15 protein-coding genes are annotated in these 20,218 nt (G+C 64.8%); 4 read left to right on the top strand and 11 right to left on the bottom strand.

Features of this window, described 5'->3' with window-relative positions:
• Positions 1-78: 78 nt before the first annotated feature.
• The 4 genes from IFT65_RS08580 to IFT65_RS08565 all read right to left on the bottom strand — a co-directional run bounded on the left by IFT65_RS08580 (position 79) and on the right by IFT65_RS08565 (position 3,464).
• On the bottom strand, positions 79-1,449 hold the full coding sequence (locus IFT65_RS08580; protein ID WP_188325979.1) for a pyridoxal-phosphate dependent enzyme: 1,371 nt from the start codon (positions 1,447-1,449) through the stop codon (positions 79-81).
• Between the two features lie 199 nt (positions 1,450-1,648).
• Positions 1,649-1,888 (bottom strand): YdcH family protein, encoded by a 240-nt coding sequence (locus tag IFT65_RS08575; protein ID WP_188325978.1) that lies wholly within the window; start codon positions 1,886-1,888, stop codon positions 1,649-1,651.
• Positions 1,889-2,211: 323 nt separating this feature from the next.
• Positions 2,212-3,096 carry an OmpA family protein gene (locus tag IFT65_RS08570; protein ID WP_192081122.1) on the bottom strand — a complete coding sequence of 295 codons (885 nt, stop codon included), beginning with the start codon at positions 3,094-3,096 and terminating at the stop codon, positions 2,212-2,214.
• The gene (locus tag IFT65_RS08565) at positions 3,096-3,464 is read right to left on the bottom strand and encodes a DUF4398 domain-containing protein (RefSeq protein ID WP_192081121.1); all 369 of its coding nucleotides are present in this window, start codon (positions 3,462-3,464) and stop codon (positions 3,096-3,098) included. Before IFT65_RS08565 ends, IFT65_RS08570 begins: the two co-directional genes overlap by 1 nt.
• Positions 3,465-3,590: 126 nt before the next feature.
• Here IFT65_RS08565 and IFT65_RS08560 point away from each other — a divergent pair, with 126 nt between their 5' ends.
• Positions 3,591-4,718 carry a PilT/PilU family type 4a pilus ATPase gene (locus IFT65_RS08560; protein WP_188325975.1) on the top strand — a complete coding sequence of 376 codons (1,128 nt, stop codon included), beginning with the start codon at positions 3,591-3,593 and terminating at the stop codon, positions 4,716-4,718.
• A gap of 78 nt (positions 4,719-4,796) precedes the next feature.
• On the opposite strand, the gene maiA is transcribed toward IFT65_RS08560, so the two are convergent.
• Together maiA and IFT65_RS08550 are read right to left on the bottom strand one after the other, a co-directional pair.
• Positions 4,797-5,483 (bottom strand): maleylacetoacetate isomerase, encoded by a 687-nt coding sequence (gene maiA / locus IFT65_RS08555; protein WP_342365876.1) that lies wholly within the window; start codon positions 5,481-5,483, stop codon positions 4,797-4,799.
• A complete protein-coding gene (locus tag IFT65_RS08550; RefSeq protein WP_192081120.1) occupies positions 5,480-6,469 on the bottom strand; it encodes a fumarylacetoacetate hydrolase family protein in 990 nt (329 codons plus the stop codon). The genes maiA and IFT65_RS08550 overlap by 4 nt, the downstream gene beginning before the upstream one ends.
• A gap of 641 nt (positions 6,470-7,110) precedes the next feature.
• Here IFT65_RS08550 and IFT65_RS08545 point away from each other — a divergent pair.
• Complete coding sequence (locus IFT65_RS08545; RefSeq protein WP_192081119.1) at positions 7,111-8,544, top strand: DEAD/DEAH box helicase; 1,434 nt, start codon at positions 7,111-7,113, stop codon at positions 8,542-8,544.
• 151 nt (positions 8,545-8,695) lie between these two features.
• On the opposite strand, the gene IFT65_RS08540 is transcribed toward IFT65_RS08545, so the two are convergent.
• The 5 genes from IFT65_RS08540 to IFT65_RS08520 form a co-directional block, all read right to left on the bottom strand.
• Positions 8,696-11,005 (bottom strand): TonB-dependent hemoglobin/transferrin/lactoferrin family receptor, encoded by a 2,310-nt coding sequence (locus IFT65_RS08540; RefSeq protein ID WP_192081118.1) that lies wholly within the window; start codon positions 11,003-11,005, stop codon positions 8,696-8,698.
• Between the two features lie 133 nt (positions 11,006-11,138).
• Positions 11,139-11,966, bottom strand: a complete 828-nt coding sequence (locus IFT65_RS08535) for an EF-hand domain-containing protein (protein ID WP_192081117.1) — start codon at positions 11,964-11,966, stop codon at positions 11,139-11,141.
• 26 nt (positions 11,967-11,992) lie between these two features.
• Positions 11,993-12,787: a DUF4198 domain-containing protein gene (locus IFT65_RS08530; RefSeq protein WP_192081116.1), complete on the bottom strand. Its 795-nt coding sequence runs from the start codon at positions 12,785-12,787 to the stop codon at positions 11,993-11,995.
• A 536-nt stretch (positions 12,788-13,323) separates the two neighbouring features.
• A complete protein-coding gene (locus IFT65_RS08525; protein ID WP_192081115.1) occupies positions 13,324-15,915 on the bottom strand; it encodes a M14 family zinc carboxypeptidase in 2,592 nt (863 codons plus the stop codon).
• 99 nt (positions 15,916-16,014) lie between these two features.
• Positions 16,015-18,660 (bottom strand): TonB-dependent receptor, encoded by a 2,646-nt coding sequence (locus IFT65_RS08520; RefSeq protein WP_192081114.1) that lies wholly within the window; start codon positions 18,658-18,660, stop codon positions 16,015-16,017.
• A gap of 175 nt (positions 18,661-18,835) precedes the next feature.
• On the opposite strand from IFT65_RS08520, the gene queD reads away from it, so the two are divergent.
• Complete coding sequence (gene queD, locus IFT65_RS08515; RefSeq protein ID WP_188325967.1) at positions 18,836-19,201, top strand: 6-carboxytetrahydropterin synthase QueD; 366 nt, start codon at positions 18,836-18,838, stop codon at positions 19,199-19,201.
• A 475-nt stretch (positions 19,202-19,676) separates the two neighbouring features.
• Positions 19,677-20,120 (top strand): calmodulin-binding protein, encoded by a 444-nt coding sequence (locus IFT65_RS08510; protein WP_192081113.1) that lies wholly within the window; start codon positions 19,677-19,679, stop codon positions 20,118-20,120.
• Positions 20,121-20,218: the final 98 nt, after the last annotated feature.

The following is a 20,218-nucleotide window of genomic DNA, read 5'->3' as shown; positions in this document are numbered from 1 at the left end:
GGAGTCTACCAGCGTGGGCTTAACGCCCATTGACACGGATAAACGCGGATTCAGAGGCCAATTCCAGCAAACGTCGCGTTACTGAACGCGACGGCGCAGGTAATTCAGCAGATCGATGCGGGTGATCAGGCCAAGGAAGCTGTCACCGTCCATGATGATCGCCACCTGGCCGCGGTCGAATACCGGCAGCAGGGCCTCGATAGGCGACTTCACATCCAGCCGGTCCAGCTTGCTGACCATCGCGGTGGAAACGGTATCGCGGAAGCGCGCTTCGTCACCGTACACATGCAGCAGGACATCACTTTCATCGACGATGCCCACCAGCGTGTCACCGTCGACGACCGGCAGCTGCGACACGTCATACAACTTCATGCGCTGGTAGGCGGTGGTCAGCAGATCATTCGGACCGATCACTACGGTATCGCGCTGGCCATACGGGCGCAGGATCAGGTCGCGCAGGTCGCCATGCTGCGGGCGCTCGAGGAAGCCGTTGTCCAGCATCCAATAGTCGTTGTACATCTTCGACAGATATTTGTTGCCGGTGTCGCAGACCAGCACGAGAACCCGCTTCGGCGTGGTCTGCTCCTGGCAGTACTTCAGCGCTGCCGCCAGCAGAGTGCCGGTGGACGAGCCGCCCAGGATGCCCTCCTTGCCCAGCAGCTCGCGTGCGGTGTGGAAGCTTTCCGCATCGGTGATGGCATAGGCCTTGGTGACGCGGCTGAAATCAGCGATCGACGGCAGGAAGTCCTCGCCGATACCTTCGACAAGCCAGCTGCCGGACTTGTCGTTGAGCACGCCATCATTGATGTATTCCGCCAGGATCGAGCCGACCGGGTCGGCGAGCACCAGCTCGGTCTTCGGCGACAGCGTGGAAAACGCGCGCGACAGACCGGTCATGGTGCCCGAGCTGCCACAGCCGAACACGATCGCGTCCAGGTCGCCGTCCATCTGCTCGAGGATTTCCGGGCCGGTACCGAACTCATGGGCCGCCGGGTTGTCGGGATTTCCGAACTGATTGATGAAGTACGCGCCCGGAATCTGGTCAGCGATGGTCTTGGCCAGGTCCTGGTAGTACTCCGGATGGCCCTTGGCCACGTCCGAACGGGTCAGGCGCACTTCAGCGCCCATGGCCTTCAGGTTGAAGATCTTTTCCCGGCTCATCTTGTCCGGCACCACCAGCACCAGCTTGTAGCCCTTCTGCTGCGCCACCAGCGCCAAGCCCAGGCCGGTATTGCCCGCCGTGCCCTCCACCAGCGTCGCGCCCGGCTTCAGGTCACCGCGCTGTTCAGCCGCCTCGATCATCGACAGGCCGATGCGGTCCTTGATCGAGCCGCCCGGGTTGGCGCTTTCGAGCTTCAGGAACAGCTCGCAGACACCGGTATCCAGGCGCTGGGCCTTGACGATGGGGGTATGGCCGATGAGATCGAGGACGGAAGCATGGATGGGCATTCGGGGGACTTCAGTTCGCGCCGCGCAGGGCCGGATACTGGATTATCCGCTGGTTGACCGCGAATGTCAGGGGGAATGCACCAAGCCCTAAGTGACGCGGACGACATGGGCCGACGAGGAGGCCCAGGCCGCCCGCGACAGGGAACGGCGATGTTCTTACATGGCGGGCCCGTGGCCTGCCTGCTTGCTGTGGGTCAACTCAATGCGCGGGGGAGGTCTGTGATTGCACGGGGGTCTCCAGCATGCGCTGCAGACGTTGCTTGGCCAGCAGCTTTTCCCGCTTCATCCGGCCCAGGGTGATATCACTGACTGCCATAACGCCGAGCTCGGCATCCATGCATTGGCGATTCAACTTCCGGTGTTCGTCATGCAGGGTCCGAAACTCCGGATCGCGCGCGCGGCGGGCTTCGATCTCGCTCTGGGACTGATCTTCAAACATGATGTACCTCCTTCAGCTGGAACACGAACGCCCCGGCCTTTCGGCACAGGGCGTCGATTGAGGGAAGGAAGGCGGGCGCGTGCAAGGCCACGTCCTGCAAGGCGTTCCACACTGGCCCGTGGATGTCTGCCTGCGCTGGTTCGTGCCACGATTGCATCGGCCCGGCCCTCCTTTCTGTCCGGTCCGCCGAATGCGTCCCGGACAATTGACCCTACGCTTGCCGAAGGGGGCCTTCAAGCCCCTCGCGACAAATAGCCGGGTCGGGGCGACGAGCGGTTCAGGATGTAGTGAAGCCACTCGCATTTATTAACGAAAACAATACTTTAAGGTGAAACAATCACCTCGACGGAACGCGCTCGCGTGGAGGCAGCCTTCTTGCCGACGGACTGGATGCGATTGCCAGCGACGCCTGCGGCAACCAGTGCGTCGCGCACCGCGTCGGCACGTCGCTGGCCAACGCCGTTGGCACTGTCGTAGGCCTCGATGCGCACGCGGCCCTTCTTGCCGATGTTCAGGTACTCGGCGAGTGCCTTGGCCTGGTTCTTCGCTCCGTTGGACAGACTGGCCTGGCCGCTGGCAAACGCGTCGCCGGTCAGCGTGAAGATCTCACCCCGGCTGTCGAACTTGCTGCCCGGCAGCTTCTGGCCGGACACCAGCTCAGCTTCCTCGCGTGCCAGCTTGGCCGCGTTCTGCTGCGCCGCGCTGAGGCGCTGCTGCTGCTTGCCGGCCACGCTGGTCAGCGCGTTCTCCGCATCCTGCCGGGCCAGCACCTCACTCTCCGCAGCGAGTCGCAGCCGTTCGGCCTCCTCCGCTTGGATCTGCGCCTGCACACGCAGACGCTCGGCTTCCTGCCGCGCACGTGCCGCTTCCCGGCGGCTCGCTTCGATCAGCATGTCGCTGCGGGTGCGTTCCAGCCGATCCACTTCGCGCTGGGCCAAGGCCGCACGCACCGAAGTCTCGGCGATCTCTACCCGCCGCTCGGCCAGATATCGGGCAAGCTCCTGGTCGCGGCGCTTGGCGGTATCGAGGGTGCTGATCGCCTGTTGCGCCTGCATGCGCTCGAACGCGCCCAGGTTGGCCGTATCCGGATTGGCCGAGATCGCCATCAGGCGCTGGTTGAGCTGCAGTACCGCCGGATCGTCGGCAGCAACAGCCAGCAGGGGCAGGGTCAACAGCCCCGCAGCCAAGTACATCGAACGTGCGCGCATCAGCGGTCATCCCCGGTTTCCAGCTGGCGTTGCAGCTGGGTGACTTCATTGCGGCGCAACTGCAGCTGCGCGGTGGCGGTGGCTTCCTCGCTGCGGACGCGGGCCAGGTCGGCATCCGCGGCCACACGCAGGGCCATGGCGGGCGCGTTCTTGCGCTCCCGACGGTCGCCTGCCGCACGTTGGGCCTGCTCCAGGCCCTGTCTCGCCAGGTTGATCAGATCGGGGGCGTATTGGTCGGCGTCAGCCTGGGTGGCCTTTTCCACCGCTTGCCGTGCCTGCGCCAGTTCCAGCGCGCCGTCCTGCGCCAGCGCAATGGCCGGGGCAGAGAGTGCGAATGCCAACGCCGTCACATACAGGGCGTGGCGCATTTGTGCGAAGCTACGTCGATTCATTTGGGGAGGCCGTGCCGATGATTGTGCACGGCCATTGTCGTCAAGCCGACGGCATGCTTGCAACTTAGGCCGTCGGCGACTCGTTTTTGGGGAAAAACGCGTATGGATATCGGCTACTTCCTGAAGCTGATGACCGAAAAGAATGCTTCGGACATGTTCTTGACTACCGGTGCGCCGGTCTACATCAAGATCGAGGGCAAGCTGTACCCGCTCGGCAACACCGGCCTGCCGCCCGGCATGGTCAAGAAAATCGCCTACTCGCTGATGGACGAAGGCCAGGTGCCTCAGTTCGAACGCGAGCTGGAACTCAACATGGCGATTGCCCTGGCGGACACCGGGCGCTTCCGCGTGAACGTGTTCAAGCAGCGCGGCGAAGTCGGCATGGTCATCCGCGCCATCCGTAGCCGGATACCCAGCATCGAAGAGCTGAACCTGCCGCAGGTGCTGAAGGACGTCATCATGACCCCGCGCGGCCTGGTCCTGGTGGTGGGGTCCACCGGGTCGGGCAAGTCCACCTCGCTGGCCTCGATGATCGACCACCGCAACAGCACGACCACCGGGCACATCCTCACCATCGAGGACCCGATCGAGTACCTGCACAAGCACAAGATGTCGATCGTCAACCAGCGCGAGGTGGGGCTGGACACGCATGCCTTCAACAGCGCCTTGAAGAACGCCATGCGTGAAGCACCCGACGTGATCCTGATCGGCGAAATCCTGGATTCGGAAACGATGGAGGCGGCCATTGCCTTCGCCGAGACCGGCCACCTGTGCCTGGCCACCCTGCACTCCAACAATGCCGACCAGACGATCGAGCGCATCCTGAACTTCTTCCCGGAAAGCGCCCACCGCAACGTGCTGATGAACCTGTCGCTGAACCTGCGCGGCGTCATCAGCCAACGTCTGGTGAAGGGCAAGGACGGCCGCCGCCTGCCCGCTACCGAGGTCCTGATCAACACGCCGATGATCCGCGACCTCCTGCGCCGCGGCCAGGTGCACGAGATCAAGGCCGCGATGGAAGCGTCGCTGGAAGAAGGCATGGAGAGCTTCGACCAGTGCCTGTTCCGCATGGCGAAGGACGGCACCATCGAGATCGAGGAAGCACTGCGCGCCGCCGACTCCCGCGACGGCCTGGCCTTGAAGTTCCGCCTGTCCGAAGGCAGCGACGGCGAACACGACCCCTACGCCGACTTCTCCGAAGGCCAACCCAGCATCACCCACGGCTTCTGAAAAAGGGGACGGAGGGGATTAAGTCGTTTTCGGCCATGAAGCCGAAAACGACTTAATCCCCTCCTTCCCCTTTTTTGTTCACGCGGCGTCGGTTTGATTCTCTGGCCGCGCAGCGTCGAACGCCTCCAGGTCCAGACACGCCGCCTCGATCCGCCGCAAGGTCGGATAAGGGGTCAGCTCCAGGCCGAAGCGATGGGCGTTGTAGAGCTGCGGAATCAGGCAGGCGTCGGCCAGGCCGGGGTGGTCGCCGTGGCAGAACGTGCCGGTCGCGGTGCTGGCCGCCAGCAGGGACTCCATCGCTGCCAGGCCTTCGGCCATCCAGTGCAGGGTCCACTGCGTGCGCGCATCGACCGGCACCTGCAGCTGGCGCTCCAGATACTGCATCACCCGCAGGTTGTTCAGCGGGTGGATATCGCAGGACACCAGCTGGGCCAAGCCGCGCACCCGCGCACGCCCGGCCGGGTCTGCCGGCATCAGCGGCTTGGCCGGGAACAGCTCATCCAGGTACTCCAGGATGGCCATGGACTGCGTCAGCACCTGCCCGCGGTGCAGCAGCGTCGGTACCAGTTGCTGTGGGTTGAGCGCACGGTAACCGTCATGGTGCTGTTCGCCGCCATCGCGCACCAGATGGACCGGCTGCGGCTCCCACGACAGACCCTTCAGGTGCAACCCGATACGCACGCGGTAGGCGGCACTGGAGCGCCAATAGGTGTGCAGGACGATACGTCCCTGCCCGCCCGGCCCCTGCGCCGCCTCGTCATTCACGGCGCGGAGGCCTGTTCGATGCGCTGCTCGATGGCGCCGAAAATACTGTTGCCGGCGGCATCCAGCATTTCAATGCGCACCACGTCACCGAAGGACATGAACGGCGTGCTGGGCTTGCCGTCGCGCAGGGTTTCCACGGTGCGCTGCTCGGCAAAGCAGGATGCGCCCTTGCTGGTGTCTTCGTTGGCGATGGTGCCCGAACCGACGATGGTTGCCGCACCCAACGGGCGGGTCTTGGCCGCATGGGCCACCAACTGGGCGAAATTGAACTGCATGTCGACGCCGGCTTCCGGCGCGCCGAACCAGGCGCCATTGATATGCGTAAGCAGCGGCAGGTGCAGCGTGCTGTCCTGCCAGGCAGCGCCCAGTTCGTCCGGGGTGACGAACACCGGCGACAGCGCGGAACGCGGCTTGGACTGCAGGAACCCGAACCCCTTCGCCAGCTCGCCCGGGATCAGGTTGCGCAGCGACACGTCATTGACCAACCCGATCAACTGAATGTGGCCCGCTGCCTGCTCCGGGGTGACCGCCATCGGCACATCGTCGGTGATCACCACGATCTCCGCCTCCAGGTCGATGCCATAGTCCTCGCTGACCACCTTCACCGGATCGCGCGGACCATGGAAACCGGCACTGGTGGCCTGGTACATGAGCGGATCGGTATAGAAGCTCTCCGGCACCTCGGCACCGCGCGCACGGCGCACCCGCGCCACGTGCGGCAGGTACGCGCTGCCGTCCAGGAATTCGTAGGCGCGCGGCAGCGGGGCTGCCAGCGCCTGCATGTCCATGTCGAAGACACCATCGGCATCGCCGGCATTGAGCGACTGATAGAGCGCATCCAGCCGCGGCGCCACGCGCGCCCAGTCTTCCAGCGCCACCTGCAGCGTCGCCGCGATACCGGTGGCACGCACCCCGCGCGCAAGATCACGCGAGACCACGATCAAGGTGCCGTCGCGGCCCCCTTCCTTCAACGAACCAAGCTTCATGGGGATATCCGGCAGAGGTGGACAACAAGTTTCAAGTGTAATCAAAGCCCCGCAACCACGGAAAGCTGCGCCGCCGCATCGCCGAGTGTATGCCGGTCCCGCGGATGATCGGAGGCGTCCCTGCCGCCGAGCACGGCTCGGCGCTACCGCTCTTCTTCCTTTACATGCGCGGCTGGCGAGCAAGGAATCTGTCAGGACGCCGCGCGGGTGGGGTTGTGGGGGACTGTTGGAGCCCATGGATGGGCGGAAACAAGGCTACATGGACGTCCTTGCGCCGGGTCCCCCACAGCCCCACCCGCGCGGCGTTCCACCCTGATACCCCGCCACCCGCGAGGGGGTTTCACCCGTTCGACGCCCAACCTGAACACGCCCCTTTGCGCCAAGTCTCAAACTTCGGGTAGACTTCGCCGGTCTGCAACGGCCGTCCGTTTCCCTCCGGGACCGCCGGCGAGTCAGGTCATAGACCCCTCGCCCGCCCCAACTCCGACGCCGTACGTCACGCATTCCAGCCTGTGCTTCGCGCCGGTTGCCCCCAATTCTCGCAGCGCGGTTCACGGGAACGCTCCGAGTCAGCCGATCTCATCGATCTGCCCCCGCTTGGCCATTCGGTCAGGCGTTCTCTGTTTTTGGAGCTTTCTCGAATGTCCTTTGAATCCCTGGGCCTTGCGCCCTTCCTGCTGCGTGCGCTTTCCGAGCAGGGCTATGAAACCCCGACCCCGATCCAGGAGCAGGCGATCCCGCTCGCCCTGGCCGGCCGTGACCTGCTGGCCGGCGCACAGACCGGCACCGGTAAGACCGCCGCCTTCGGCCTGCCGCTGCTGCAGCACCTGGCCACCAGTTCGCAGGAAGTGTCCAACGGCGGCCCGCGCAAGCCGCGCGCGCTGATCCTGACCCCGACCCGCGAACTCGCCACCCAGGTGCACGACAGCCTGCGCGGCTACAGCAAGTACCTGCGCATTCCGAGCGCCTGCATCTACGGCGGCGTCGGCATGGGCAACCAGCTGGACATCCTGCGCCGTGGCGTAGACCTGCTGGTGGCCTGCCCGGGCCGCCTGATCGACCATATCGAGCGTCGCAGCATCGACCTGTCCGGCATTGAAGTGCTGGTGCTGGACGAAGCCGACCGCATGCTCGACATGGGCTTCCTGCCGTCGATCAAGCGCATCCTGGCCAAGCTGCCCAAGCAGAACCGCCAGACCCTGCTGTTCTCGGCGACCTTCGAAGAGAGCATCAAGCAGCTGGCCATGGAGTTCATGCGCAACCCGGAGCAGATCCAGGTCACGCCGAAGAACACCGTCGCCGAGCTGATCACCCACCGCGTCCACCCGGTCGACGGCAGTCGCAAGCGCGACCTGCTGCTGCACCTGCTGGCGCAGGACAGCCGCGAGCAGACCCTGGTCTTCGCCCGCACCAAGCACGGCAGCGACAAGCTGGCCGCGTTCCTGGACAAGTCCGGCATCAAGACCGCCGCGATCCACGGCAACAAGAGCCAGGGCCAGCGCCTGCGCGCACTGGCGGACTTCAAGGCTGGCCGTGTCACCGTGCTGGTCGCGACCGACATCGCGGCACGCGGTATCGACATCAACGAGCTGCCGAAGGTGATCAACTTTGATCTGCCGATGGTGGCCGAAGACTACGTGCACCGCATCGGCCGTACCGGCCGTAATGGCGCCACCGGTGAAGCGATTTCGCTGGTCGCCCAGGATGAGGTGAAGCTGCTGCGCCAGATCGTGCGCCTGCTGGGCCGCGACATGGATATCCGCGACGTACCGGGCTTCGAGCTGCAGGTGCCGATCCGCTGGGGCAACAGTGCACCGGGCAAGGCTGACAGCGATATGGGTGACCGTGCCGTGCGCAAGACCTCGCATGCCCGTCGTCCGCACGGCGATGCGCCGCGTCACGCGCATGCCGGTCCGAAGAAGCCGGGTGGCGGTCGTCGCGAAGGCGGCGGCAACGGTGCGGGCCAGGCGCGTGCCGCGCAGGGCCAGGGCCAGCGTCGTGGTGGCGGTGGTGCCGCCGGCGCCGGCGCCGGTGCCGGTCGTGGCCGCAGCGCGAGCACCAGCCGCGCGGTCTAAGGGAGATAGCGCCGGGCCCTGCTCGGCGGCTGTAACCCCGCAATGACAAAAGGGACGGAGCGCGAGCTCCGTCCCTTTTTCGTTGTTGATGGCACAAGGCGGCCGCGCTGCGCGCTCGCCGATCATGCCTCGGCGCTGGCGGATCTGCCCCTCAGAAGGTGTACGCCACGGTCACCCGTGCATTGCGGCCCGGTTCGCTGTAACGGCCGATGCCCTCTTCGTTGACGTAGCCATACAACGTGGTCGAGCCCTCGAACACGCCGCGCACCCGCTGCCACAGGTAGTACTCGCGGTTGGTCAGGTTGTACACCCCGGCACTCAGCCGCAACTGGTCGGTGATGTTCCAGCTGCCCACCAGGTCCAGCACCGTGTAGCCATCGGCCTTGCCGACCCAATCCGGGGTCTCGCGGGTGCCGTTGGCCAACGTGGTGTAAGCATCGTCGGCGTTCTTTCCCCAGGCATGGGTCACGTTGGCCGTGACATTCCACACGGGCGATGGCGCATAGCGCAGCCCGACCACCACGCTGGCCGGGACGATGCTCTCCAGCGGATCACCGTTGGCCTTCTCGCCTTCGCTGTAGGCGGCCGCGATGCGCGACGACCACGCATCGTTGAACTGCCAGCGACCTTCCAGCTCGGCACCCTTGACGATTACCTTGCCGGCGTTCATCGGCATCGTTGCGTTGTAGCGGTACAACACGGGCGACGTCGCGGTGGTGCGGTAGCCGTTGGCGTAAGCCTGCGCCGTGGTCACCGTCTCGATGAAGTTGCTGTAGCGGTCGCGGAACAGCGAGACGCCCAGCAGTCCACGGTCCGTCGTCCAGCGGTAACCCAGCTCTACATTCAAGCTCTTTTCGGCATCCAGGTCTGGATTCGATGATGAGGTATCGAACTGCACCTGCGCGCCGGTCAGCGCATCAAAGGCGACAGTGGATCCCGTCGGCGAATACAGGTCGGCCACGCTGGGTGCACGGAACCCTCGTCCCAGCTGCGCCCATAGCGCGTGGTCGGGCAGGAAGCGGAACTCGGCACCCGCCTGCCAGCTCGGCGCGGAGAACTGCAGGTCACGCACGCTGCCCGTCGGGTCAGCGAAAGTGTCATCCACCGTGGGCGAATAGTCATAACGGTCATAGCGAGCACCGCCGCTCAGGATCAGTCGGTCGTCCAGCAACGACACGCTGTCACGCAGATACAGGTTCCAGTTGCGCGCGTCGGTCCTGGGGACCTGGCGCGGATCCTGATCGACGCTGGCGACGGTGCCCGCCGCCGTCCATCGCGTATCCACGGCGGTGAAGTCCACGTCGCGGGTCTGCCAGGCCAGTCCGTACGCAATGTCGTGGCGCGCGCCGGACGCTTCCAGCACCTTGCTGAAATCCAGCGCCGCGCGATCCAGCGTCTGTTCGGTCGCACGGTTCTCGCTGCGCAGGCACGGCACGGTGCGCCCCGGGCAGCCGCTACCGGCGAGGATGGTGGTCAGGCCCCGGCTCTCGGTGACCTGGCGATCCAGTTGCGCTTCCACGCTGTCGAACAGCGCATTCTGCGGGCGGTACTGCCAGCGCACGCCATAGCGATCCCGATCATTGCGGTCATCCCCGCGCCGCTCCAGATAGCCGGGCGCGTACACGCGCGACAGGTTGTCCACTTCGTTGCGCGCACGGCCACGCTCGATCATGAAACCGAGTGTGTTGCGTTCATCCAGCTGCAGGTCCAGCTTGCCCAACAGATTGTCACGCGTGCTGTCCACCGGATCGGGGGTGCGCCGGCCGATGCCGATGCGGTCCACGGTCGTGTCGTACCAGCTCTCTGATTCATGGCCTTCGCGGCGCGTATAGACCAGCATCGATTCGGCGATGCCGGTGCGGTTGGCGAAAGTGAGCGTACCCATGGTCTCGTCGTTGGCACCGCTGTAGCCGAACTTGACCCCCACGTGCGTGTCGTTGCCGACGGCCTTCAGGTAGTCGGCCGGGTCCTTGGTGGTGAACACCACCGCACCACCGAGCGCACCACTGCCAGCGGTGATGGAGTCCGCCCCCTTGATCACCTGCAGGCTCTTCAGCGTGTCGATGTCCACGTCGCCGCGGCCGCCCCGGAAGAACTCATACGAACGCGCCGTTTCCACGGACTCGCCGAGGCTGAGTCCATCGACGGTGATCGCCACGCGGTCACTTTCCAGGCCGCGGATGTTGAAGCCGTTGTCACCGAAGCGACCCATGTCCACCACGCTGACACCGGGGATGTAGCGGATGGCCTCTTCCATGGTGTTGGCCATGTCCGCGTCCAGGTCGGCAGCGGTAAGCACGGTGACGTTCTGGTTGCGCGACGTGCTCTTCTTGGCGCGCTCGGCTTCCACCCGCACGGTATCGAGGGTACCGGCATCGGCCGGTGCGTCCGCATGCGCGGCGGGTATCGCGGACAGGCTGGTGAGCACCGCCAGTGAAAGCAGGGAGAGGGACAGGTTCATCGGGAAAGCTCCGCAGGGAGAAAGGCTGGGCTAACGCCATTCCTGGCTGCCGACGCGCGTGGCGGCGGTGCGGGCTGGGAGGTCGTGGGAGATCGGGTGATGGGGCGCCGACGGCATGCCGGCACCCGATGTGTCACGGCGTAGCGGTCGGTTCCGGATCACGCGCATCGACGATGCGATCACTGTTGGTATCAGCGCGATCAAACAGGCGCTTGCCCGACACCTGGTACTCGGCGAAGGTCATCCGACCATCCTTGTCGGTGTCCAGTGCCCCGAAGCGCACCGCCGCCTGACGCCCGCCCGCGTCACGCACCTTCGTGCGCTGCGCATCCAGGCGACCGGCAAATTCGGCGGTGTACTCGGCCAGGTCCAGCTGACCATCGGCATTGGTGTCGGTCGCGGCGAACGTGGCGGCGCGTGCAGCATCGAACTCGGCGCGATCGACCACCCCGTCACCGTTGCGGTCGTACAGGTCCAGCATGCCGTTGGCGGTATGCGAGGTCGGCATCTTCAGCGGATCGCGGTTGGTCGCCGCCGCGCTTTCCCGCGTCGCGTCCTGGCTCTTCTCGTAGCCGTCCCAGGTGCGCTCGCCCGCTGCGTCGAATTCGTCGCGGCTGATGCGCCCGTCCTTGTCCTGGTCCAGTGCCTTGAAGCGTGTGCCGGTCTGCCGCAGGTGCCCTTCGCGGGCCTTGGCCAGGCGTTCGTCGAAACGCTGCAGGTACTCGTCGATGTACTCCTGCTTGTCCACGCTGCCATCGCCGTTGCGGTCGGTCGCGGCGTAGCGTGCGCGACGGAAGGTCTCGAACTGTGCCCAGCTGACCGCGCCGGTGTCCTGCGGATCGAACTGCTCCAGGAAATCGGCTGCGGCAGAAGACAGGGCAGGTGCAGCGGCCTGTTGCGCGGATGCCGTGGGGGCGGATGTAGCCGCAAGCAGCGCCAGCGCGATCATGATCTTGGTCATACGAGGAAATCCTTCAGGGGAGTGGCTTACGGTTCCAGCACGCGGAAGCTGAGCGTGTAGTTGTTGCCGTACTGCGGTGCGGCGGCACCTGCCGGGGCGACGCCGCGATAGCGGATCAGCGCCAGGTAGCTGCCTGCCTGCTGCAACGGCAAGGTGGCTTTGCCTGCGGCGTCAGTGGTGAGTTCCAGGGCGGCCGGCTGGCTGTGGCCATCGCCGAGCGCGCGGTTGATCTCCACCTTCTGCGCCGGCAGCGGCTTGCCGTCGTAGCGCACTTCGAAGACGAAAGACTCGCCCACGTACAGATCACTCGGATGGGTGACGGGGACCAGCTCAAGGCCCTTGCCGTAAGGCTTCAGGGCGTCGGTAGTCGGTTCCCCAGCCGTCAGATAGACCTCCGACCGCGACAGGCTCTGGTAGTGCGACACGATCTTCGCCCCGGCCGGCAGCGGCGTGGACGGGTCACGGCTGCTTTCAGTCTTGCCGTTGACCTCGAACGTACGGAACACCGCACCAAGGCGATTACCGGTGCTGAAGCGGTAGGTACCCTTCTTGCCCGGCAGCCGCTGCTCGACCACGGCCCGGGTCTTCAACAGATGCACGGTATCGGGTGCATGGGTCACACCATCGGGATCGGTCACCACGAAGGTGCTGTTGTCGAACACCACTTCGGGAACGAAGAAGGTTTCAGCGAAGCTGGCATCGAGCGTGACCAGGCTGGTCGGCTGGATCTGGAACGTTGCCGGCGCCAGATACGGCGTATGCGCACGGGCAGGCAACACGACGGCGGCCAGCATCAGGCCAGCCAGCAAGCAGGTTTTCATCGGCATATCTCGTGGAAGGCACCGGCCCCAGTCCGGCGGCGCACACTCTATGCCTATTGCGAATGATTCGCAATACGATTTTGATGCGGCGAGCGGCTGAGCCCCTCGCGGCTGACTCTTACAGCAGGCTGCGTGCTTGGGGCTGGGCGGTGGGGCTGGGCGGGGGCCGGCAAAAACTGCGTCCATGCGTGCCTCGTTTCGCGCCATCCATGGCGCTCAACGCCCCCGCCCAGCCCCACCGCCCAGCCCTCTGACAGGTTCCTTGCGCCGCCATCCGCGTAAGAAAAAAGAAAAAAGCGGTAGCGCCGACCCATGGTCGGCGAGCGCAGCGGGCCGTTGGCGGGGACATTCCGCCGAGCACGGCTCGGCGCTACAGATGGCGATAATCCGTCGGGTGGAGGGAGCCCCTGAGTCAGGGGCGGCCGGGAGGCGGCGGGGTGTGGGTGCTGGTGAGACGGGGCCCGCGGTTTGCGAAGCAAAGCGTGGGAGCGGCAGCGCGAATGCGATGACGTGGACCCGCAGCCCGGCAACCCCACCTAGCCCCTCGGCTTCGCCGGGTTCAACAGATTGCCGAAGAACACCGCATTGACCAGCAACCGGTCCGTCCCGTGCCAGTACTTCCGGTGCGCCGGGTCATCGGCGAACAACACCACGTTGCCCTGCCCCTGCGGCGACACCAGCAACCACGCCGAGCCCTTCACCCGCGCCCGGTTGCGCTCGGACAGATAGCCGTTGACGCGCGGCTGCTCGTCCACCCGCACCACCGTGGAGAACGGATTGGCGCTCGGCTGCAGCACCACCGCGTTTTCCTTGTTCACCGCCAGCGCGCGACCCGGTGCGCCGAAGCCCAACGGATGGCTCGTGTCGATATCCGCACTGAGGATGTTGCCGCTCACCCGCTCGATCGCCGCGATATCGCGCTGATCGCCAAACGCCTTGCGTTCGCCCGCAGCGGTCTCTTCGTCCTGGCCGAGCTTCTCACCGTCGGCCAACTTCTTGTCGATTGCCCAGCGCGAGGCGGTGCCATACGTCACCAGCGAACCGCCTGCCTGGATCCAGCGCTTCAGCGCGCCCACGGCGACGTCGTCCACTGCCTCGTACTTGCCACCGGACAACACGATCGTGGTGTAGCGGTCCAACGCCACCTTGCCCAGCTGGGTCGGGTCGATCTTGCTGGCGGGCAGCTGCAGCTGCTGGTCCAGCAGGAACCAGGCCGAGCCGATCTCGGTGGCGTTCACGCCCTCGCCCATCACCAGCGCGACGGTGGGCTTGCGCAATGCTTTCACCCCATCGCTGCCCAGATCGACACCGCCCCGGCTCTGGCCGCTGGCCAGTGCATGGGCCTGCACGCCTGCATCCGTTGCGGCCGCCTGCACGGCATCCAGCAGCGCCGCGCCCTGCAGGGGCTGTCCTGCCACCGGCACCACGATGCTGCCGGGCGCGAACGACACATCGCCACCTACCGTGCTGGCGGTGAAAGACTGGAATGCCGCGCGCGTGGACAGACCCTTGGACTGCAGTGCGTACAGCGCACGGCCCGCGTTGTAGTCGCGCCAATCGATCACATACGCGTAGCCAGCCTGGCCACCCTGTACCCCCGCCTGCACCGGCGGCAACGCGGTTACCTGCGTGCCCTCCGCGATGCGCCCCTTGCTGGCGGCGAAAGCAACCCCGTAGGCCGGTGCGATAGCGTAAGACGTGCTGCCGTAGAACACATCGCCCTTGATCGGTGGGGTGTCGGCGAATATCGAATGCACCAGCCGGAACTGCGACTGCGCAGCGGGCACCACGTAGGCACTGCCAGGTTCAAAGCGGCGCCCCTCCACGGTGACGGTCGATGCCAGCGCATGCACCTCGATCCGGTGCAGCAGCAACAACTCAAGCAGTTTGCGGGTGAGCGCAGGATCGTGCGCATCGCCGAACACGAAGCTCTTCAAGGGCTGCTGCCCCGCCTGCTTGAGCGCGGACTGGAAGAACGTTTTCTGCAGGGTGAACAGGCCTTCCCGCTCAGCCACCGCACCGCGCACGGTGCCCAGCCCGGTCGCGACCTGGTTGCGGATGGTGAACGGGAAGGTCAACGGACCATTGACCGACTCCTGCACGCGTCCCCGCGAGCTGGCCTGTTCGACGGTGACACCCACGGCACCGTGGAAATCCGGGTAGGTGGAGCCATACACCGGGGAGAAGTTGTCGTAGTTTTCGCCGGTGTAGTACAGCGAGCCCAACGCATCCAGCGAGGCGGCGTGGTACTTCGCCAGGGTCTTGTTGAATTCGTACGACGAGGCCGGCAGCAACGGACTGTGCATGCTCTTCGGTGACGGCTCGAAGTAGTACGTGCTGTCCTTGCCCATTTCGTGGAAGTCGATCTGCACGTTCGGGTACCACTGGTGGAAGACCTCGATCTTCGGTCGACTTTCCTGTTGCGTCAGGGCCAGCCAGTCGCGGTTGAGGTCGGTGAAGTAGTGGTTGGTGCGACCCTGCGGGAACGGCTCAACGTGCTCCTTGTCGGCCGGGTCGGCCGATGCCGGACTGGATGCGTAGGCGTTGTGCCAGTTCGCCGCTCGGTCACGACCGTCCGGGTTCTGCGCCGGATCGAACAGCACCACGGCGTTCTGCAACCACTGCTGTGTCTCGGCGCTGCGGTTGGCCACCAGGTAGTACGCCGTCAGCATCGCCGCCTCGCCGCTGGAGGTCTCGTTGCCGTGCACGCTGTAGCCCAGCCACACCACCACAGGGCTGTCGCCGGCAGCGGTGCGCGGCTGCGCGGGATCGGCCAGAGTGGCATGCTGCTGACGCAGCGTGTCCAGCCGCACGTGGTTCGGTGCCGCGGTCACCGTGGCGATCAGCAGCGGACGCCCTTCGTAGCTGCGGCCGATTTCCTGCACCGTGATCTTGTCGGAATGCTTGGCCAGTTCGTTGAAGTAGCCCACCAGTTGGTCATGCCGTGTGTAGCGGCTGCCGACTTCGTAGCCGAGGAACTGCTGCGGCGTCGGCACGGCCGGATCGAAATCGGCGGATTGGCCCTGCGGGAAGAAGTAAGCACTCTGGGCCTGCGCCGGGAGAACCGGAGCGGCTACCGCGACGGCGGCAACGAACAAGGACAACAACACACTGCGATGGAAGGACACAACGATTCCCCATGAAGGTTGGCGCTGGAGCGCCGAGGGCAGCCACCTGGCCGCACGCGGCGACCAGGCGGATAGTGCGGTGCAACGAAGCAGGCTCGGTCAGAACCGGTAGTCGAACCCGACCGTGAAGTAGCGTCCGCGCAGGTCGTACTGGCTGAAATCGTAGGGCGCGCGGATGCCCGGGAACGACGCGTCGTACGGCGGTGCCTCATCGCCCAGGTTCTGGATCTTCGCGTACAGGGTCAGCTGCTCGAATCCGGTGTACCCGACGTACAGATCGAACTGGCTGTACGAGTCGACCCGGTCCTGCACGGCTTGCGCCGTCGTGCTGGCCTTCTGGTCATAACCACTGGTGTAGTACCAAGTGAGCGCCGTGCGTACATCACCGTACGCCCAGTCCAACGACGTCGTCGCTTTGTTCTTCGGCAAGGTCGCACCGAGGTTGCTGCCGGCGTAGTCCACCAGCGGACCGCCGATAACCGTGGGCCGGCGGTAGTCGCGCACATGGGTGTACGCCGAGCTCAGGTTGAAGGTGCCGAAGCGATCGGTGGGCACCCGCTGGCGCAGCTCGACATCAATGCCGGAGGTCTTCAGGTCACTCAGGTTCTGGTAGCGGTTGTACACGGCCTGGATCTTGCCGCGCTCATCGCGCTGCACCGCGCCGGGCACATCGTTGGTGACCAGGGTCTGGGTGTTGTTGGTGCCGACCAGGTTTTCCAGCTCGATCTTGTAGTAGTCGACACTCAGGTTGGTGTTCGCCCACGGCGACAGCACCACGCCGAAGTTGTAGCTGCGCGTGCGTTCCGGCTTCAGGTCGGTATTGCCGACGGTGAAGAACGTGGGGTTCTGCCGCGATCCGGGCAGGTCCGGGTCACGCGGGTCGACCACGCTGCCGTAGGAAATGCTGGTGCTGTCCGAGTTCTCCGAAAGCGACGGTGCACGGAAGCCCTTCGACGCGGCCGCGCGCACCAGCAGGAAGTCCAGCGGCTGCCAGCGCAGGCCCAGCTTGGGCGAGAACGCATCGCCGAAGTCGTCGTAATGATCCGCACGCGCGGCGACCGAAAGCTCCAGCCTGGAGGCCAGCGGCACGATCGCTTCGGCATACGCTGCGGTCACGGTCCGCTCGCCGTGCACTTCGGCGATGGCGGGGCGCACCTGCAGGCCGGCATCGATCTGCCAGGGATTGTTGGAGTCCAGTTTCTCGCGGCGCCACTCCAGCCCCGAGGCGAAGCCGATGTCGCCGGCCCAGGTACGGCCCAGCGTGCCAGACACTTTCGCATCGATGCCCTGCAGCTTGGATTCGGCCGGGCGCAAGGTGGCGATGTTGATGCCATCAAGCACCGACTGAGGCGTGGCCGACGGATCCAACAGGTTGTAGCTGCCGGTGGCCAACGCGTCGGCCAGCGCCCAGCGGTTCGCGAAACCACCGGACACGGTCTCACGCTCGCTGCTGCGGGCACCGAACGCGCCCACCTCCCAATCCCAGCGCTCGCTGCTGCCACGCAGGCCGACCAGTCCGCGGTAGGACTGCGAGCGGTTGGTCTTCACCGTGCCGCCGAGGTTGAAGAACGTGTATTCGATCGGCACCGCGCGCCCGTACGGGTTGTAGGGGTTGTTGGCGGGCAGGTTCGAAGACACCGGCTCGGCCAGTCCGGTATCCGCGTTCAGCGCGAAGCGACCACTCTCCAGGGTGAAGAAGGGGCTGCTGCCGAACCACGAAACGCCTTTTACCTCGCTGTACAGGACTTCGCCGAAGGCTTCGACGTTGTCACTGACGCGGAACGTGCCGTTCGCATAGGCCTGCCAGCGTTTGGTAGACGGAATCAACGTGGTGAACGGTGCCTGGTTGAAGCCGCAGGTGTTGCCGGCCAGTCCATCGATCGGCGCGCTGGCGACCAGGGTGGTGCCGTCCGGGCACTGGCCATTGCCATCGAGCATGGGCACCGACGCCCCATTGATCAGGTACCGCGCGCCTTTCGCCGACCAGCCGTTCCAGCGGCCACCGGGCTTGTCGCTGTAGATGCCGCTCTGGGTCAGGTCGCGCTCGTCCTGGTCCAGGCGATCGCGGTTGTAAGCTTCCAGGCTGAAGAGGATGTTGTAGCCGTCACTCTCCAGGTCACCCAGCCCGCCGACGAACTTCAGCTTGGTTTCGTCCAGCCCACCTTGGTCCGCCGTGCCGACGCTGCCGCCGATCTCCGCGCCCTGGTAGTTCTGTCGGGTGATGATGTTGACCACGCCGGCCACGGCATCCGAGCCATACACCGCCGACGCGCCGTCCTTGAGCACTTCGATCCGTTCCACGGCGACCAGCGGCAGCGCATTGAGGTTGACGAAGGTGTCGGACAGGCCATTGGCCGGGAAACCATAGTTGGCCAAGCGCCGGCCGTTGAGCAGCACCAGCGTGTTTTTCTGCGACAGGCCACGCAGGCCGATACCTGCCGAGCCAGAGGCCCAGCCACTGTTGGAGGTCTCGTTCGCTGCATTGCCGGTGTTGGCCGAGATCGAGCGCAGTACATCGGCGACCGACGCCTTGCCGGTGGCCTCCAGCTGTTCGCGGCCGATCACCTGGACCGGGTTGGCGGTCTCCGTGTCAGTGCGTTTGATGTTGGACCCGGTGACCCGCACGGCGGCCAGTGTGCTGGCATCGCCAGTGGCGGAGGTGTCGGCAGAGGTTTCGGCTGCGGCAGGCAAAGGCGCGGCCAAGGCAGCGGCCAAGGCCGCCACGAGCAAGGTGTGCTGGGGCATGTGGTCTTCGTGGGGTGGTGGTGGCAGTTCCGCAGTAGCACATGAAGGGCTGCTGTGCAGCCAATAACATCTCTTCATACGGATATAAGAGAAGCTAACATCTCTTCATCGCGATGAAAAGGATTCAGTTGCCGTTGTAACGGGCCTGGCACTGCGGACCGGTACAATCCGCATCATGGAAATCTTCAAAATCTTCATGATCGAAGCAGCGCATCGGCTGCCCAACGTGCCGCCGGGCCACAAGTGTTCGCGCCTGCACGGCCATTCGTTCCGGGTGGAACTGAAAGTCGAGGGCGAACCCGGTGCACAGACGGGCTGGATCATGGATTTCGGCGACGTCAAAGCCGCATTCCAGCCGATCTACGACCGCCTGGACCACCACTACCTCAATGACATCCCGGGGCTGGAAAACCCGACCAGCGAGAATCTGGCGGTCTGGATCTGGCAGGAGCTCAAGCCGGTGCTGCCTGCCCTCAGCGAGATCACCGTGCATGAGACCTGCACGTCCGGATGCCGCTATCGTGGGCCCGCGACCCGCTGAGCAAGTGGTTGATACTGAACGACATTCAGCCTCGTTCAGGACACAGTAGACGATCCTGTTGCAATGCAGCACGAAAGGCGTATGCTGCATTGCAACAGGTCGCGAATCTTCCCGGTTCCGCAGACCACCAGAACACTGCATGGGTCCCTCCCCCCGTGCAGTCGCAGGACCCGACAGATCCCTCCCTCTGTCGGGTCCTTTTTTTTGGCTCATCCTCTCCCAATGGATGTCGTGTCCGTCATACGGGCGGCTTGGGCAACACGCGTCGATCTGTACGTTGCTGACACCTCCGGGCGCGTTGATCACCTGAAGTGATAGACATCCGGCATGGAGCTCGAGCGTGGGCGAAATTCTGCAAACAGCATCGTCGATAATCCCATGCGCTGAAGCGCCTCATGTTGAATGAGTCTGCCAGTTCCGGCCGGACATCTTCCTGTCAGCGCTGGCACTCTTCAAATGACTCAAGGGTGCTTCCATGAAACGTGCAACGCTGCTGCTGGTCTTGATTGCCACAGGTCCGTTTTCTGCATTGGCCCAATCGCAGCCTCAAAGCATCGTCTACTTCGCAATGATTGATCGAAGTCGTGCGATTTCGCAGCAGGAATTCATTTTCGGGGTCACAGATCCCGCGGTCATACAGCGCATCAGGACCGAAGGACTGGGAAATGGCGGCCAAGGGGCCGATGTGATTGGCGGGATCATAAAACGCGGTCGGAAGTCCTATAACCCGTCCTGGAATTTTCATTTCGTCCCGGAAACAGTGAACGCCAGCATTGAAGGACCGCTTGAATGCGATGCGACGGCCATGGCCGTGGAAGACCACATCGATCACATCGGAACCCCCCCGCTGCTACCAGGCTTCGCGTGGTGCCCATGGAACATGAAGGTGATCCGTGAGGTGAAACCGATCCTGGACTGATCTCGCCTCAGCGCGGCCCCTTCTGGATGCTCCCGGGCATCCAGAAAGGGTTCCAGCAATGGCCTGCCGCAGATCATCCCCGCGGCAATGCAACAATG

The organism is Stenotrophomonas sp. CFBP 13725, from assembly GCF_014841935.1.
Classification (GTDB): Bacteria; Pseudomonadota; Gammaproteobacteria; order Xanthomonadales; family Xanthomonadaceae; genus Stenotrophomonas.
Note: the sequence above shows the minus strand (reverse complement) of the source record. Positions and strands in the feature narration are given on the sequence as shown.

Bases quoted from the DNA above. Each gene is read 5' to 3' on its own strand.
- IFT65_RS08580 (WP_188325979.1), bottom strand. From the start codon at position 1,449: ATGCCCATCCATGCTTCCGTCCTCGATCTCATCGGCCATACCCCCATC.
- IFT65_RS08575 (WP_188325978.1), bottom strand. From the start codon at position 1,888: ATGTTTGAAGATCAGTCCCAGAGCGAGATCGAAGCCCGCCGCGCGCGC.
- IFT65_RS08570 (WP_192081122.1), bottom strand. From the start codon at position 3,096: ATGCGCGCACGTTCGATGTACTTGGCTGCGGGGCTGTTGACCCTGCCC.
- IFT65_RS08565 (WP_192081121.1), bottom strand. From the start codon at position 3,464: ATGCGCCACGCCCTGTATGTGACGGCGTTGGCATTCGCACTCTCTGCC.
- IFT65_RS08560 (WP_188325975.1), top strand. From the start codon at position 3,591: ATGGATATCGGCTACTTCCTGAAGCTGATGACCGAAAAGAATGCTTCG.
- IFT65_RS08550 (WP_192081120.1), bottom strand. From the start codon at position 6,469: ATGAAGCTTGGTTCGTTGAAGGAAGGGGGCCGCGACGGCACCTTGATC.
- IFT65_RS08545 (WP_192081119.1), top strand. From the start codon at position 7,111: ATGTCCTTTGAATCCCTGGGCCTTGCGCCCTTCCTGCTGCGTGCGCTT.
- IFT65_RS08540 (WP_192081118.1), bottom strand. From the start codon at position 11,005: ATGAACCTGTCCCTCTCCCTGCTTTCACTGGCGGTGCTCACCAGCCTG.
- IFT65_RS08535 (WP_192081117.1), bottom strand. From the start codon at position 11,966: ATGACCAAGATCATGATCGCGCTGGCGCTGCTTGCGGCTACATCCGCC.
- IFT65_RS08530 (WP_192081116.1), bottom strand. From the start codon at position 12,787: ATGAAAACCTGCTTGCTGGCTGGCCTGATGCTGGCCGCCGTCGTGTTG.
- IFT65_RS08520 (WP_192081114.1), bottom strand. From the start codon at position 18,660: ATGCCCCAGCACACCTTGCTCGTGGCGGCCTTGGCCGCTGCCTTGGCC.
- queD (WP_188325967.1), top strand. From the start codon at position 18,836: ATGGAAATCTTCAAAATCTTCATGATCGAAGCAGCGCATCGGCTGCCC.
- IFT65_RS08510 (WP_192081113.1), top strand. From the start codon at position 19,677: ATGAAACGTGCAACGCTGCTGCTGGTCTTGATTGCCACAGGTCCGTTT.